This window comes from Nitrospirillum iridis, from assembly GCF_014205765.1.
Lineage (GTDB): Bacteria > Pseudomonadota > Alphaproteobacteria > Azospirillales > Azospirillaceae > Nitrospirillum > Nitrospirillum iridis.
Genome location: NZ_JACIIZ010000014.1, coordinates 39288 through 54794, shown reverse-complemented (window position 1 = coordinate 54794; position 15507 = coordinate 39288). Strand labels below are relative to the sequence as shown.

Below are 15507 nucleotides of genomic sequence, written 5' to 3'. Positions count from 1 at the left end.
CGGGGAGCGGTTATGCCGCTCCCCGTTTTCATTTTCATCGACTTAAGCGCAGGCCCATCCGTCCGCGTCAGTGGAGGGACGCCGGGGCGGTAGGCGCGTCCGGTGCCGTCGCGGCCGGCGGGATGAGGCCATTCGACCGATCAAGGCGCGGGGCAGCGCGCGCCAAGCGTTGCGAACCTTGGCCATAACGGCGTCGCGGGCGATCCGCAAACGCAGGGTGGCGCCCAGCATCACCCCCAGGATCGTCAGATCCAGGACGCTGGCCAGGTCCAGCATGCCCAGCCAGGCGATGCCCTCCGGCAGGCCGCTGGCCACCATAACGACTCCTTCGCCTTTGGCCATATACCAGGCCATTCCGCAGATGGCGGCCATCGCGAGCACCACCAGCATCTGCTGTGGTGATATCCAGGGCAAGGCCTGGGCCGGTATCTCCACCAGCAGTCGCCGTATGGCCTGGCCGACGGGCAGGTTGGGGAAAGTCACGGCGATCACCAAGGCCAAACCCAATAGGCCATAGCAGACGACGATGGATGACATCGGAGACCTCTGGGCGGTGAACGATCCCTGTTGAGGTGGGATCTTCAAAACCCTTTATCAACCATCCCGCGTAGCGCCCTCCACGACATGGCGGAACCGATCCACGGGGCAATCCATCGCCGGTCCCGCCTGGCTGCAGCCGGGAATGAAGACCGGCGCCGACAGGGGGGGCTGGGCTTCCGTCAGCGGGGTCAGGGCGCGCAGCTGGTCCAGGCTTTGCGCCGTGAAACGGGTCCGGATGACGACTTGGCCGTCCGCCCGGCGCCAGCGTTCCAGCACCAGCGCCGATCCCGGGGGCACCTGGTCGGGCTGGTAACCCGGCAGCACCCAGTCCAGGCGCAGCAGGCCGGCCAACAGCAGGATGGTGCCGTCGTGGCCCACCAGCACGGTGACGGCGGGGCCATCGCCGGCCAGTAGGTCCACCAGATGCTGGGCCAACGGCCCGGCGCCCACGCGGGCGATGTAGGGCGTGCGCAGCCGCGCGTCCAGATCAGCGGTGTGCGCGGCCCCGGCGCGATTCAGCGCGTCCGCGTTCACCCGCCCACCCAGCAGGTTGGCCAGGGGCGCCCCATCGGCATAAGCCATGATCAGGCTTTCCGTCAGGCCTGACGCCGTGGCCAGCGGGCTTTGCAGGTTCAGCCCCTCATCATCCTGGCCCCGGTCCAGCGCCGAGGGCACGTCGGTCAGCAGCCGGCGACCCGCCAGCCTGCCGCCCGGCTGGACCTGGGTCCGGCAGTCCGCCGGAGCGCAGTTCAGCAGCAGGCGCTGCAGGGCTTCCACCGTGTCGGCATGCGCCGCCGTCCAGGCCGTCGCGTCGCCGATGCGGCCGCGTACGGCGGCCAGGGCCAGGTCGGGGTCCAGGCGGGTGGCGCCGGCCGGTACGGGGTCGAACAGCGGGTCGGCCTTGGTGGTCACCGTGTCAACGTGGGCTGGGCAGCCGGGCAACAGCTCCTGGACCAGCGCGCGGCCCGTCTCCACCGTGCGCTGGGGCAGGTTGGCGTGCACCTGGGCGGCGGCGCAGTCGCCCGCTGGCAGCAGGCCCAGGGCGCGATAATGGTCCCGGTAATAGCGGCCGAACAGGGTGATGGCCTGGAAGCCGTGGGCTGTCAGGTGGCCGGCCGGGACGGCGAAGGCTGGCCAGGGTTCCGCCGACCACTGGCCCAACTGGTCGGGCGTGGACATGGCCGCGCGGATGCCGTGCCGCGTCAGGATGACCACGCGTTCCAGCCGCTCGGCCGGCGCCGCGTCGGCGCGAACCGGCGGCGCCAGGGCCAGCAGCAACGTCGCCGCCGCCAGCCCCCGCAGGATGCGCTTCCGCATCAGTACTTGGCCCGGATGCCGACGCGGAACGTCCGGCCGAAGTCCGTGTAGGTGGCGAACAGGCCGTTGTTCACATATTGGCTTTGCGCCGTGCCGGTGACGTTCATGGCCTCCGCCGTCAAGGTCAGGTGATCGTCCACCGCGTAGGTGGCGTTCAGGTCCAGGGTGCCGAAGGCGCGGTCGTTGACCGAGGAGAGGCCGTTGGTGCCCACCTGGTTCAGGATGTTGCCGGTCCAACTGTAGGCGGCGCGCAGGCCGATCGGGCCCTTCTCGTAGAAGGCCGTCAGGTTGTAGCTGTGACGGGCCACGCCGGCCAGATCGGCCTCGAAGAAGCGGCCACTGGTGATGTCGTGGTAGGTCGCGGCCGAATTGGTGATGGTCATGTTGGCCAGGAAGCCCAGGCCGTCGAAGGGCGAGGGCAGGAAGGTGAACAGCTGCTGGTAGGCGATCTCCCCGCCGATGACGTGGGCGCCGCCGCCGTTGACCGGCGCCGTCAACAGGTAGCTCTGCCCGTCCACCACCAGGGGCGTCACCTGGTTGAAGGTGAAGGTGCCGATGTCCTTGTAGAAGAAGTCCGCGATCAGCGCGCTGCTGCGGGTGAAGTACCATTCGGCCGAGGCGTCGTACTGCCAGGCCTCATAGGGGCGCAGCTGCGGGTTGCCGCCGGTGGCGGTGAAGATGGTGTTGGATGAATTCAAGGTGATCTGCGGCCCAAGGCTGGACAGGGATGGCCGGGTGATGACCTTGGACGCCGCCACGCGCAGTTGCAGGTCGGGCCGCACCTCCAGCACCAGGTTGGCCGAGGGCAGGGCGTTGGTGTAGACGCGCTCATACCGCACCGGGATGGCTTTGGTGCCGCTGGCGGCGCTGCCGCTGGACACCTGATCGGTGTTGGTGACGCGCACGCCGGCGTCGCCCCGCAGCGGCAGGCCGAACAGGGTGGTGGCGATGTCGGCCATGACATAGCCAGCACCGATGGTCTCCGTCACCTTGTAGGAGTTGCGCTGGTCGGCGGCGGTCAGCGCCTGGTTCAGCAGGCTCTGATCCATGCGGCTGAAGAACGCGTTGGTGTCGGGCACCAACCAGGTGCGGGGCAGGGTGCCGGACGCGCTGGACAGGAAGCCGCTGACCGGGAAGGTGTCATAATAGCTGGACGGGAAATATTGCCCGGCGATGTTCTGGGTGATGATCAGGTCGCGGCGGTCATAATCGCGACCCCGGTCGCGATACTTCGCGCCGATCCGGATCTTGGAAAGGGGTCCCCAGTCCAGGTCATGCTCGGCGTCCACCTGCACGGCGCCTTCCGTATCCTTGGCGTTCTCCGTCCGCCATTCCAGCCGGCGACCGGGCAGCAGGGTGATCGAATTCAGGTCGGCCGTCAGATAGTTCAGGCTGGGAACCCCGTCGTCGGAGGACGGCATGCTGAAGCTGACCTGTCCGGCGGATCCCAGGATGCGCGACCGGCGGATGGGCGTGGGCGTGCCGCTGTCGGCGCGGTTGTAGGCGCCATCGGCCGACAGCGTCCAACCGTCGATGCGATACTTGCCGTTCAGCCCCACCTGGTAATTGGTGTGCAGCAGGTCGGACTCCTCGCGTCCGATCTGTACGCTGACCGGGGCGGTGGCGGCCACGACCGCTCCGTCCTTGATGACCACGCTGCCGGGCACGGCCTTGGAAATGGTCCAGTCGGCGGAGTAGGTCTTTTCGTCGTAGTGCATGTTCAGCCGGGTGAACAGGACGTCCAGGCCGATTTCCAGGTTGTCATTGGGCGCCCATTGGGCGGCCGCGTTCATGCCCACCCGGCGGCTGTGCTGCAGCTCCAGCGTGGGGCGGACACCGCTGGCGTCGATGACGGGGCCGCTGTCGGCCTTGCCGTCGCCATTGGTGTCGATGCCGTTGGGATACAGGGTCCAGTTGGTGCTCAGCACGCGGTCCTGCCGCACCGTGCGCTCGTCATAGACGGCCGAAAGCAGCGCGCCGAAGGTCTTGGTGTCATTGGTCCAGCTGGTCAGGGCGGAGACGTGGGGGTCGGCCGCGTCGGCCAGCTGGGCGTAGCTGCCGCTGGCGGAGCCGGCGAAGGTGACATCGCCCAGTTCCAGGGGGCGGAAGGTGCGGATGTTGACCAGTCCGCCGATGGCGCCCTCATCCTGGCTGGCCAGAGGGCTTTTCACCACCTCGATGCCCGAGACCAATTCGGACGGCAGGGTGTCGAAGCGGAAGTTGCGCCCCGACTGGCCACTGTCGCGCACATTCTCGTTCACCGCCATGCTGCGACCGTTCAGGGTCGTGACCTCGAAGTCCGGGCCCAGGCCCCGGATGCGGACGAACAGACCCTCACCCCGGTCGCGCGAGATGCTGACGCCGGGGATGTGCTGCATCGCCTCGGCCACGTTCTGGCTGGGGAATTTGCCTATATCCTCGGCGGAAATGGCGTCCAGCACATTGTTGGCCATGCGCTTGGTGTCCAGCGCGCGGGTGACGCTGCCGGCGAAGCCGGTGACGACGATCTCCTCCAGCGGGCTGGTGTCACTGGTCGCCAGGGGGGAGGCCGCCAGCGCCTTGCTGGGCGTTGGCGCGGCGGTCTTGGTCACCCCGACCTTCAGAACGATGCTGTCACCGTCCTGGGTGTAGTCCAGGCCCGTGCCAGCCAGCAGGCGGAGCAACGCCTCCTGGGCGCTGAACCCACCGGTGACGCCATCGGTGCGCTTGCCGTCCAGTAGCGCCGGATCGGCCAGGACCTGCAGGCCCGTGGCGCGGGAGTAGGCGTTCAGCGCCGCGCGCAGGTCGCCGGCGGCGATGGCGAATTGCGTCACGCTCTGCGCCGCGCGTGCCGTGGGGGCGGTGACCGTCAGGGCCGCCGCCGCCAGCGCCAGGGCGGAGGCCGAGGCGCGCAGGCCCCTGAGGGTATGCCGCAATGCCGTGTCCAGGTTCTTCATTCTTGTCCCCAATCCCGTGAGCGCGTCCCCCCGTGGGCGCGTCCTCGGGCCGGAAGACGACCCGGGGGCGGGGAACCGGACAGTGAATTTTGTGAAGCTTATGAGACGCGGCCATGGGACGCGCTCTTCGGGGGTGGGGCCGTCAGGCGGCCGGAACCAGCACAAGACGGTCGGCCTGGTGGTCCACGGTGAAGCCGTGCACCCGGCCCAGCGTGGCCAACAGCCGTGCCGGATCGTCGAGGCGGAAGCGGCCGGAGACCTGGCGGGTGGCCAGCCGGCTGTCGGTCAGGACGATGGGCAGGGCGGAGCGGCGGCTCAACCTCTCCGCCAATCGGCCCAAGGTGATCCCCTCGGTTTCCAGCCAGCCTTGGCGCCAGTCCTCCGCCGCGGGGTTGAAGTCCGCCAGGGGCTGGACCTGGCCGTTGTGCACGCCGGCCCGCTGGCCAGCGGTCAGTTCGCGGCCTGGGTCCGCACCGGCGGCGGTGAAGCGCACCCGGCCGCGATAGACCGACAGTTCCACCACGTCGCGCGTCAGGTCGACATCGAAGGCCGTGCCCAAAACGGTGATGGCGGCGCGGCCGCCGGCCTCTATTTCGAAGGGCCGGTCCGTGTCGTGCGCAACGTCGAAATAGGCCTCCCCCCGGCTCAGGGTCAGCCAGCGATGGCCGTGTCCCAGGCGCGCCTCCACCGCCGTGTCGCCGTTGAGGTTCAGGGCCGTGCCATCGGGCAAGGTGACGGTGCGGCCTTGGCCGCCCGCGGTTTCATAGCGCAGCGGCGTGGCCAGGGTGCGGTCTATGTTGGGCCAGGCGATGACCAGCACCATTGCGGCGCTGGCCGCCAGGGTCAGGCCGCCGACCAGCAGGCGCCGCGCACGGGGAATTGCACGGGGCATGGGCCGGGTGGGCAAGCGCGCGGCGGAGTCCAGGCCGGCCAGCGCCTCGGTCAGGGCGGGGTCCTCCAGCGTTGCGTTCAGCGCTTGATATCTGTCGCCATGGCCGGGGTCGGCCGCCAGCCAGGCCTGGAAGGCGGCTTCCTCCTCTGGTGTCAGGGGCGCGGTGGCACGACGCAGCGCCCAGCGGGCCGCCTCTTCCATCGGGTTGGGGCTCCAGACATCGCTACGGTCGGCCATCACGGCACTTCCTCCTGCCGCGCGGTGTGGGGGCGGGCGCGTTCACTGCGGGACATTTCCTGGTGCAGCCACTCCAAGGCGCGCACCACGTGTTTTTCGGCCGCCGCCTCGCTGATGTCCAGGGCCCGCGCGATGTCCCGCAGGCTTTCCCCTTTGAGGCGGCGGCGGACGAAGACGTCGCGGCGCAAGGGGGGCATGGCCTTCAAGGCCCGCTGGAAGGCGACGACGCGCTGACGGTGCATGATCACTTCCTCCGCCCGGGGCGCGTCGCATGCCAGATCGTCGCCCAGTTCCTCGGTCGCGGCCCGGTGGCTGGCGCGGAAATGATCGCGCACCAGGTTCTGCGCGATGCGGAAGCACAGGGCGGCACTGTCGCCCACGCTGCATTTCAGGCGATAGGTGAACAGCCGGATGAAGGTTTCCTGCACCAGGTCCTCGCTGACCCAGGGGTCGCCGACCCGGCGCATGATGAACCGGTAGAGGCTGGTGCGTTCAGGCAGTGAATCCTCGGTCATGGCGTGCGCCCCTGGCCTTCGATGGCGCGGCGTCTATCATCAACGACTGCCGGTTGCGACCCCGGGCGTATGACATTCTCATGACCGGCCCGCCTCAGCCCTGCTCCGGCGGCAGCATCAGGTGGGCGGCTACGGTGGTTTCAAAGGCGATGTCGCGCCTGATTTCGCCAGGCGGCGCCACCGTCCAGGGCCACGTGGCCAGCCGTTGTCCCGGCAGCGTTTGGCCGAACAAGGGATCCTCCCGCTTGGGCAAGCCGCCATCGCTCCGTATCCAGCGGCGCTCCACATCCACCAGCATCAGGCAGGGGGCGGCCAGGCGGGCCAGGTGGTCCAGATGCGCCCGGACGACGCTGGCGGCCAAGGCGTCCGCCACCTCGCTTCCCGCCTGTGTCGCCGCCCGGTCGCGGGCCGTCAGCGGCAATTGCGACAGCACGTTCAGGGATAGCACCAAGTCCGGCGCGGCGTGGCCCACATAGGCGTCGCAGTGGGGGATGAGGGGGCGGCCGGCGACGATGTCCGCCGTCAGGCCGGTCAGGTCAACCAGGTCCAGGGCCAGCTTGGGGTGGCGCCAGGCCTGCCAGCGCACGCCGGGGTCATGGGCGATGTCGGCCAGGACGATACGGCCGAAGCGCGGCAGCAGGGCGCGCAGCGGCAGGTCCAGCAGGGGGCCGGAGCCCAGCACCAGCAGGGTGCCGCCCCGGCCGAACCGTTCCGCCATATCCATCACCAGGCGCCGGCTATTGGCCAGGTGCGGCGCCCAGGCGGCGCGCTGACGCCGGGCTCGCGCCCGGATGGCCGCCGGCTCCCGGTGATGGCCCAGCCGCCGGGCGGCGGGCGGGCAGGCGGTGAGGGCGCTGGTGATCCATTCCCAAAGCATGGCGCCAGCTTAGGATTCCCGGCGCCCAAAAGAAATGCCGCCCCGGGGGCGTTACCCCCGGAGCGGCATTCCAACTGCCAATTCTCTCGTCGTTTGCCGGGCTTGTTACTGGGCCACGCCGGCATTGGCCTTCTGGATACGGTCGCGCAGGGCTTCCAGCAGGGCGTTGAAGTCGCCGCCATGGCTTTCAATCACCGAGGCGAATTCCGACCGCTGGGTCAGGCTCATGCTGACGTTTTCCACCACCACGTCGATGATGCGGAAACCGCCGTCCTTGGAGCGGATGCGCCAGTCGACGTTGACGGCGGGGCCGTTGGCCCGCACCACCTGGCTGTTGACGATGGCGTCCTTCTCGCCGTCCGGCTGGGCGTTGCCGACCTTGAAGGTCTCACCGGCGTACTGGCTGAAGCGCTCCGAATAGACCGAAACGATCATGGTCTGGAACAGCTTCATGTATTCCTGGCGCTGGGCGTCGTTGGCGACGTTCCAGTAGCGGCCCAGGACGAAGCGGCCGATGGTCTGCAGGTCGAAATTCTGTTCCAGCAGCTGGGTGAAGGTGGACTGGACTTCCGCTTTGGATGCGCCGTTCTTGGACAGGACGCCGATGGCCTTGTCGCCCAGTCCCTGAACGAACTTCACCGCGGCGCCCGCGTCGGCGGCGGCCAGGGCGGGTGATGCGAAGGGCAGCCCCAGAGACAGGGCAAGGCCCAGGGTGGCGGTGCCGAGCAAAAGGGTGCGGCGGGTCAGCATGTTGGTCATGACCTTGTTGATCTCGTCGTGTGTCAGGACTGTCCTTTGTGGACAGGGGCGGGTGCAGTGACGGGGGTCACGGCGGGTCAGTACAGTTTCAGCCGGCCCGTGTGGCCTGGCCGGTCCCGGCGGCACCAAGCCGCCCGACGCCTTTCTATTACGGGTCAGGGTTCTGGGAGTAGTCGGGAATAGTGGGGTACTGGCGCGGATCTGCCTTGCCGTTCAGGACGTAGCCATCACGCTGCTGCCGGTAGAGGGCGCGCATGGCGGCGTAATAGTCCACGCTGTTCTTGCGGATATCGTCCAGCGCCTCGAAATAGGTCGACCGGGCATCCAGCACGGTCAGGCCCACACGGGTATAGGTGGCCCAGTCGTTGTCGGTGTTGGCGGAGACCCGCGTGACGGGATCGCCCCAGGACTCGATGCCGAAACCGATGGCGTCGCGCACCGAGGATGAGCCCAGCAAGGGCAGGACGAGATAGGGCCCCTCGTCGATGCCCCAGACGGCGAAGGTCTGGTCCAGGCTCTCATACTCATAAGGCAGGCCGTTGGCGGCGGCCACGTCCACCAGGCCGCCGATGCCCACCGTGGAATTGATGACGAAGCGTTCCACCGCCACGCCCGCGCCGTTCCAGTCACCCTGCAACAGCTTGTTGGTCAGGGTCAGGGGGGAGCGCACGTTGTTCAGCACGTTGGACACGGCGTCGCGCAGGGCGGGCGGCAGGGCCCAGCGATAGGCTTGGGCGACGGGGCGCAGGACGTTCTGGTCGACCTTGTCGTTGAACCAGAAGACGCCGCGGTTCATTCCTTCCAACGGGTCGTTGGGCTCCGTTCCCGCCAGGGCGGGCCGCATGGGCGTGCCGTCTGGCCGTGTGGCGCAGGCCGAAGTGCCCAGCAACGCGGCCACGACAAGTATAGTGGAGGCCAGCCGCCCGCCCAGACGCGTGGGCGGGAAAGAAACCAAGGGACCGCCCGGCAAGGTCAGCGTCATGAGGCGCATGCGTCAACCCACGGTTAGATTGGTTACTGGAGGATGATTGACATACTTTGTGGCCAAATCCAGGCACCACTAAGAGGTGGGCCAGCAGGGTGCCATTTTCTATCTGACCTTCGATATAGGGTGCGGCCATCGGACGAGTGGGTGACCCGTTTCCCGGGCCGCCGGCTCGGCGCAGCGTCTTAGGCCATTATTCGCTCGCATAAAGACATCTTTATATGTACAAACGATCTGATCGTGATGGCGTAGGGATTTTGGGACCATGGAATTTCTGCTGGGGGCACTGAAGGCGGCGGCTGAACCGACGCGCCTGCGCTTGCTGGCCCTCTGTGCCCATGGCGAGCTGACGGTCAGTGAGTTGACCCAGATCCTGGGGCAAAGCCAGCCGCGCGTGTCCCGCCATCTCAAGCTTCTATGTGACGCCGGGCTGCTGGATCGCTTCCGGGAGGGCATCTGGGCGTACTACCGTTTGGCCGAGCGCGGCGGCGTCGCCGAATTGGCCCGGACCCTGGTGGATGCCATCCCAGCCGACGATCCCGGCCTGGCGCTGGACCTGGAGAGGCTGGACCAGATCAAGCGCGCGCGGCAGGAGACGGCGGCCCAGTATTTCCGCGACAACGCCGCGCGCTGGCACGAGGTGCGCAGTCTGCACGTGCCGGAACGCGAGGTGGAGGAGGCGCTGCTGGGCCTGGTGCCCTCCGGCGGCATCGGTGACCTGCTGGACATCGGCACGGGCACCGGCCGCATGCTGGAGCTGTTCGGTCCCCATGTGAATCGGGCGCTGGGCATCGACGCCTCGCGCGAGATGCTGGCGGTGGCGCGGGTGAACCTGGAAAAGGCGGGTCTGCGTCAGTGCCAGGTGCGCCTGGCCGACATGTACCAGGTGCCGCTGCCCACCAGCAGCCAGGACATGGTGCTGGTCCACCAGGTGCTGCATTACGCCGAGGTCCCGCAAGAGGTGGTGGCGGAGGCCGCGCGCGTGCTGCGCCCCGGTGGCCGGCTGGTGGTCGTCGATTTCGCCAGCCATGACCTGGAAAACCTGCGCATAGACCATGCCCACCGCCGGCTGGGCTTCACCGACACCGAAATGGCGCAGTGGTTCGCGCTGGCCGGCCTGGAGATGGCGGCGCCCGTACACCTGCCGGGCAACCCCTTGACCGTGACCCTGTGGACGGGCCGCCGGCCATCCGGCGCCGATACCGACGCCCTGCAGACCAGCGATTTTCAGAAACGAGCATGACGACGATGACCGAGATGACCGAAGGGTTGGAAAAGGGCCTGGGCGGTGGGGAGCCGCTGGTGACCGTGCCGCGGGGGCTGCGCATCAGCTTCGAATTCTTCCCGCCCAAGACGGAGAAGATGGAACAGACGCTGTGGCAGGCCATCCGCCGCCTGGCCCCCCTGTCGCCCTCCTTCGTCTCGGTCACCTATGGCGCCGGTGGCACCACGCGCGAACGCACGCATGCCACCGTCACCGCCATCCAGCAGCAGACCGGCATTCCCGCCGCCGCCCACCTGACCTGCGTGGCCGCCACGCGGGAGGAGATCGACACCATCGCCCGGGCCTATTGGGAGGCCGGCATCCGCCACATCGTGGCGCTGCGCGGTGATCCGCCCCAGGCGGCGGACGGCAGCGGCGGCCTGGGCGGCAGCGGTTATGTTCCCCATCCGGGCGGCTATGCCTACGCGACCGACCTGGTGGCGGGGCTGAAGCGGGTGGCGGACTTCGAGATTTCGGTGGCCTGCTTCCCGGAAACCCATCCGGAGGCGGCCAGCCCGGCGGCCGACATCGACAATTTGCGGCGCAAGGTGGATGCCGGCGCCACCCGGGCCATCAGCCAGTTCTTCTTCGACACCGACGCGTTCCTGCGCTTCCGCGACAAGGTGGCGGCCGCCGGCATCGGCATCCCCATCGTGCCCGGCATCCTGCCCATCACCAATTTCGGCCGCGCGGTGGATCTGGGCGCCAAGTGCAACTGTGCCGTGCCTGATTGGATGAACGACCTGTTCGGCGGCCTGGACGCGGAACCCGAGACCCGGCAGCTGGTGGCGGCGACCGTCGCCGTGCAGCAATGCCTGCGGCTGGAGCGGGAAGGGGTGCGCGACTTCCACTTCTACACCCTCAACCGCGCCGACCTGACGGTCGCCATCTGCCATATGCTGGGGGTGCGGGCGCCCCAGCCGGTGTGAGCGGGCATCCCCGCGAAATCCGAATGCGGTCACCCGTCCGCCATGGGCTCGCCATTCTCCGCTGTTTAGGTTAAATCCGCCGGGGAACGTGTTTCCTTGCGGGAATGTACCAACGGGAATGGCGGGCGGCCCCGAGCCGCCGGCCGGATGACAGGGTGGACCGTCATGACTGGATCATTGCACCGATTGATGGGCGCCGCCGTGCTGGCCGGCACCCTGCTGACCGCTGGCGGCGCGCTGGCGGGTGAGATCACCCTGTTCTCCGAGGCCTACTTCCGGGGGGATGCCCTGACCATCCGGGATGGGGTGGAGAATTTGGCCGACATGGGGCGTTGGAACGACCGCGCCAAGTCCATGATCGTGCGTTCCGGCGAATGGGAAGTGTGCAGGAATTCCGGCTTCCGGGACTGCAAGCGCGTGGGGCGCGGCACCCGTATCGGCGATCTGGGTGAGATCGGGCTGTTCGCCAGCATTTCCTCCGCCCGCCAGATCGACGGCCGCTATTACCAGCCGGAGCCACCACCCCCGCCGCCGCCGGTTTACGCCCCTCCGCCGGTCTACGCGCCGCCGCCCAGCTATGGCGGGGGCGGGGATATCACCTGGAATAACGGCCCCTCGGGTCCGCCGCCGGGCTATCAGCCGGCGCCGCAGGGCGGCATCGATTGGAACGACGACCGCCGCGACGGGCCGCCGCCCATGGGGGAATGCCGCCACCGGATCTTCGATGCCTTCGTTCAGCGCTTTGGCCGGCCAAGCGACTTCGACTTCCGGGGCGATGAATGGGAAGGCCGCATCCACTGGAATGGCGAGCGGTGGCACTACCGCTGCACCAATGAGCAGATCAACATCTGGCAGTAACCAAGGTTGACCGGGTGGCGACGGAGCCGCCCGGTCCCTGTCGCAGCACGGGTGGAGGCGCGCATGGGGAAGCGGTGGCCGGTCCTGGTTTGCGTTCTCCTGGCCATGCCGGTTCCAGCGCCCGCCCTGGCCGGTGACGGGCATGTGGTGCTCTACTCCGACCGTGACCGTAAGGGCGGTGCCTTCGATATCACGGAGGACACCGAGAATTTGGGGTTCACGACCTGGAATGACCGGGCGCGGTCGCTGGTCGTCATGTCCGGCAGGTGGGAGGTGTGCCGCCATGCGGGCTATCGCGATTGCGTGACCCTCAGCGCGTGGGAGGATGTCGACGACCTCTCCCGCATTGGCCTGGACCAGGCGATTTCCTCCCTGCGCCAGATCGACCGCCCCCAGGCGCCGCGCCAGACGTCCTCCGTCGGCATCCCCATCGTCTGGAACGACGACAAGCCACGGTCGATGTGGTCGATGACCAGCGCGATCGACTGCCGGCCGGATATCCGCGCCGCTTTCGTCGAGCGCTTTGGTTCTGCCGGTGAGGGTGACTTGGCCGGCGATGAGGTCGAAGGAACCCTCACCTGGGGCGGCAAACCCTGGGGCTATCACTGCGCCTACCGCCAGATCGACATCTGGCCGGAACGCTGAGGCCCGAACGTCTGGCTTACGCCGCCGCCCCCTCCGCCGGGCTGGGGTCGTAGTTCAGGTTGGGGGCCAGCCAGCGCTCCATGGTGGCCAGGTCCATGCCCTTGCGCACGGCGTAGTCCGCCACCTGGTCGCGCTCCACCTTGCCCAGGCCGAAATACTTGGCGTCGGGGTGGGCGAAGTAGAAGCCGCTGACGGCGGCGGTGGGCGTCATGGCGAAGCTTTCCGTCAGCGTGACGCCGGCGTTGGCCTCCGCGTCCAGCAGCCGCCACAGGATGGCCTTCTCCGTGTGATCCGGGCAGGCGGGATAGCCCGGGGCGGGGCGGATACCGCGGTACTTTTCGCCGATCAGCTCATCATTGCTCAGGGCCTCGCCGGCGGCGTAGCCCCAGATCTCCGTGCGGACGCGTTCATGCAGGCGTTCCGACAGGGCCTCGGCCAGGCGGTCGCCCAGGGCCTTCAGCAGGATGGCGCTGTAGTCGTCGTGGGCCGCCTCGAAGGCCTTGGCGCGCTCCTCCAGCCCGATGCCGGCGGTGACGGCGAAGCCGCCGATCCAGTCGGCCACGCCCGTCTCCTTCGGCGCCACGAAGTCGGCCAGCGCCAGGTGCGCCCGGTCGCGGCTGGCCTCACGCGCCATCTGCTGGCGCAGGGTGTGCAGCGTGGCCAGCACCGCCGTGCGGCCGCTGTCGGTGTAAACCTCGATGTCGTCGCCGACGCTGTTGGCCGGCCACAGGCCGACGACGGCGCGGGCGGTCAGCCACTTCTCGCCGATGATCCGTTGCAGCATGGCCTGGGCGTCGGCGTAAAGGTTGCGCGCCGCCTCACCCACCACGGCGTCCTCCAGGATGGCGGGGAAGGTGCCGGCCAGTTCCCAGGCCTGGAAGAAGGGGCGCCAGTCGATGCGCGACACCAGCTCCGCCAGGTCGTAATCCTCGAACACCGTCAGACCGGGCGTCAGCGGCCGCGGCGGTTGGTATGTCGCCCAATCCAGTTTGGCCCGGTTGGCGCGGGCATCGGCGATGGGCAGGCGGGCGCGGTTGAGTTGGGTCCGGGCGTGGGCCTCGCGCATGCGGGCGTACTCGGCCTTGACGCCCTCCGCGTAGGCCGCGCGCCCGCTTTCGCTCAGCAGGTTGCCGGCCACGCCCACGGCGCGGCTGGCGTCGATGACATGGACGATGGGGCCGGCGTACGACGGGTCGATCTTCACCGCCGTATGCACCTTGCTGGTGGTGGCGCCGCCGATCAGCAGCGGCACTTGGAAGCCCTCCCGCTGCATCTCCTTGGCGACGAAGACCATCTCATCCAGCGACGGGGTGATCAGGCCGGACAGGCCGATGATGTCTGCCTTCTCCGCCCGAGCCACCTCCAGGATCTTGGCGCAGGGCACCATGACGCCCAGATCCACCACCTCGTAGTTGTTGCACTGCAGGACGACGCCGACGATGTTCTTGCCGATGTCGTGCACGTCGCCCTTCACGGTGGCCATCAGCACCTTGCCGTTGTTCTTGGCGGCCGCCCCGTCCTTCTCCGCCTCGATGTAGGGCAGCAGATAGGCCACCGCCTTCTTCATGACGCGGGCCGATTTCACCACCTGGGGCAGGAACATCTTGCCGGCGCCGAACAGGTCGCCCACCACGTTCATGCCGTCCATCAGCGGGCCTTCGATGACCGACAGCGGGCGGTCGGCGGCGGCGCGGGCCTCCTCCACATCCTGGTCGATCCAGTCGGTCAGGCCATGCACCAGGGCGTGGGTCAGGCGCTGGTTCACCGGCGCCTCGCGCCAGCCGAGGTCCGCCTCCTTGCGGGCGCTGCCGCCCTTGTACTTCTCCGCCACTTCCAGCAGGCGGTCGGTGGCGTCCTCGCGGCGGTTCAGGATGACATCCTCGACCCGCTCGCGCAGTTCCGCCGGGATGTTCTCATACACCGGCAGGTCGCCGGCGTTGACGATGCCCATGTCCATGCCGGCGGCGATGGCGTGGTACAGGAACACGGCATGCATGGCCTGGCGCACGGTCTCGTTGCCGCGGAAGCTGAACGAGACGTTGGACAGGCCGCCGGAGACATGGGCGCCCGGCAACTCGGCACGGATGCGTCGCGTCGCGTTGATGAAGTCGACGGCGTAGTTGTTGTGTTCCTCGATGCCCGTCGCGACCGCGAAGATGTTGGGGTCGAAAATGATGTCTTCCGGCGGGAAGCCCACCTTGTTGACCAGCACGTCGTAGCTGCGGCGGCAGATCTCCACCTTGCGGGCCTCGGTGTCGGCCTGGCCCTTCTCGTCGAAGGCCATGACCACCACGGCGGCGCCATAGCGGCGCACCTTCTTCGCCTGCGCGATGAAGGCGGCCTCGCCCTCCTTCAGGCTGATGGAATTGACGATGGCCTTGCCCTGGACGTTCTTCAGGCCGGCCTCGATGATGCTCCATTTGGAGCTGTCGATCATCACCGGCACGCGGGCGATGTCCGGCTCCGAGGCGATCAGGCGCAGGAAGCGGACCATGGCCGCCTCGCTGTCCAGCATGGCCTCGTCCATGTTGACGTCGATGATCTGGGCGCCGCCGTCCACCTGCTGGCGGGCGACGGCCAGGGCCGCCTCATAGTCGCCGTTCAGGATCAGCTTCTTGAACTTGGCCGATCCGGTGACGTTGGTGCGCTCACCCACATTGATGAAGACGGCGGTGCGGGGCTCGGTCATGGCGGCTGGTTCCGGAAGCGAAACGATGAAGGGAAGGCGCTGAAAAGACGGATGATGGGGTTGG

At 68.2% G+C, this 15507-nt stretch carries 13 protein-coding genes; 4 read left to right on the top strand and 9 right to left on the bottom strand.

All coding sequences use genetic code 11. The features are described from left to right. Nucleotides 1-42: 42 nt before the first annotated feature. The 8 genes from FHS74_RS22080 to FHS74_RS22045 all read right to left on the bottom strand — a co-directional run bounded on the left by FHS74_RS22080 (nucleotide 43) and on the right by FHS74_RS22045 (nucleotide 9064). A complete protein-coding gene (locus tag FHS74_RS22080; protein WP_184805338.1) occupies nucleotides 43-537 on the bottom strand; it encodes a hypothetical protein in 495 nt (164 codons plus the stop codon). Nucleotides 538-594: 57 nt separating this feature from the next. Further along, nucleotides 595-1857, bottom strand: a complete 1263-nt coding sequence (locus tag FHS74_RS22075; protein ID WP_211106482.1) for a histidine-type phosphatase — start codon at nucleotides 1855-1857, stop codon at nucleotides 595-597. Continuing rightward, a complete protein-coding gene (locus FHS74_RS22070) occupies nucleotides 1857-4793 on the bottom strand; it encodes a TonB-dependent receptor (protein WP_184805335.1) in 2937 nt (978 codons plus the stop codon). Before FHS74_RS22070 ends, FHS74_RS22075 begins: the two co-directional genes overlap by 1 nt. 142 nt (nucleotides 4794-4935) lie before the next feature. Then, a complete protein-coding gene (locus tag FHS74_RS22065) occupies nucleotides 4936-5922 on the bottom strand; it encodes a FecR family protein (RefSeq protein WP_184805332.1) in 987 nt (328 codons plus the stop codon). Further along, on the bottom strand, nucleotides 5922-6437 hold the full coding sequence (locus FHS74_RS22060; RefSeq protein WP_184805329.1) for an RNA polymerase sigma factor: 516 nt from the start codon (nucleotides 6435-6437) through the stop codon (nucleotides 5922-5924). Before FHS74_RS22060 ends, FHS74_RS22065 begins: the two co-directional genes overlap by 1 nt. 94 nt (nucleotides 6438-6531) lie before the next feature. Beyond that, the gene (locus FHS74_RS22055; protein WP_184805326.1) at nucleotides 6532-7314 is read right to left on the bottom strand and encodes a hypothetical protein; all 783 of its coding nucleotides are present in this window, start codon (nucleotides 7312-7314) and stop codon (nucleotides 6532-6534) included. A 105-nt stretch (nucleotides 7315-7419) separates the two neighbouring features. Next, complete coding sequence (locus tag FHS74_RS22050) at nucleotides 7420-8073, bottom strand: MlaC/ttg2D family ABC transporter substrate-binding protein (protein ID WP_211106481.1); 654 nt, start codon at nucleotides 8071-8073, stop codon at nucleotides 7420-7422. Between the two features lie 148 nt (nucleotides 8074-8221). Further along, nucleotides 8222-9064: an MlaA family lipoprotein gene (locus tag FHS74_RS22045; protein WP_246463295.1), complete on the bottom strand. Its 843-nt coding sequence runs from the start codon at nucleotides 9062-9064 to the stop codon at nucleotides 8222-8224. Between the two features lie 259 nt (nucleotides 9065-9323). Between FHS74_RS22045 and FHS74_RS22040 the strand changes: the two genes are divergently transcribed. From FHS74_RS22040 to FHS74_RS22025, 4 genes are all read left to right on the top strand, one after another. Beyond that, the gene (locus FHS74_RS22040; RefSeq protein ID WP_184805323.1) at nucleotides 9324-10301 is read left to right on the top strand and encodes an ArsR/SmtB family transcription factor; all 978 of its coding nucleotides are present in this window, start codon (nucleotides 9324-9326) and stop codon (nucleotides 10299-10301) included. A gap of 5 nt (nucleotides 10302-10306) precedes the next feature. After that, entirely contained in the window at nucleotides 10307-11251 is a 945-nt protein-coding gene (metF, locus tag FHS74_RS22035) for a methylenetetrahydrofolate reductase [NAD(P)H] (protein WP_425491365.1), read from the top strand. A 165-nt stretch (nucleotides 11252-11416) separates the two neighbouring features. Beyond that, nucleotides 11417-12109 carry a beta/gamma crystallin-related protein gene (locus tag FHS74_RS22030; RefSeq protein WP_184805320.1) on the top strand — a complete coding sequence of 231 codons (693 nt, stop codon included), beginning with the start codon at nucleotides 11417-11419 and terminating at the stop codon, nucleotides 12107-12109. A 63-nt stretch (nucleotides 12110-12172) separates the two neighbouring features. After that, nucleotides 12173-12754, top strand: a complete 582-nt coding sequence (locus tag FHS74_RS22025) for a beta/gamma crystallin-related protein (RefSeq protein ID WP_184805317.1) — start codon at nucleotides 12173-12175, stop codon at nucleotides 12752-12754. A 16-nt stretch (nucleotides 12755-12770) separates the two neighbouring features. Here the strand turns inward: FHS74_RS22025 and metH are convergent, their stop codons facing one another. Then, complete coding sequence (metH, locus tag FHS74_RS22020; RefSeq protein WP_425491364.1) at nucleotides 12771-15470, bottom strand: methionine synthase; 2700 nt, start codon at nucleotides 15468-15470, stop codon at nucleotides 12771-12773. Nucleotides 15471-15507: the final 37 nt, after the last annotated feature.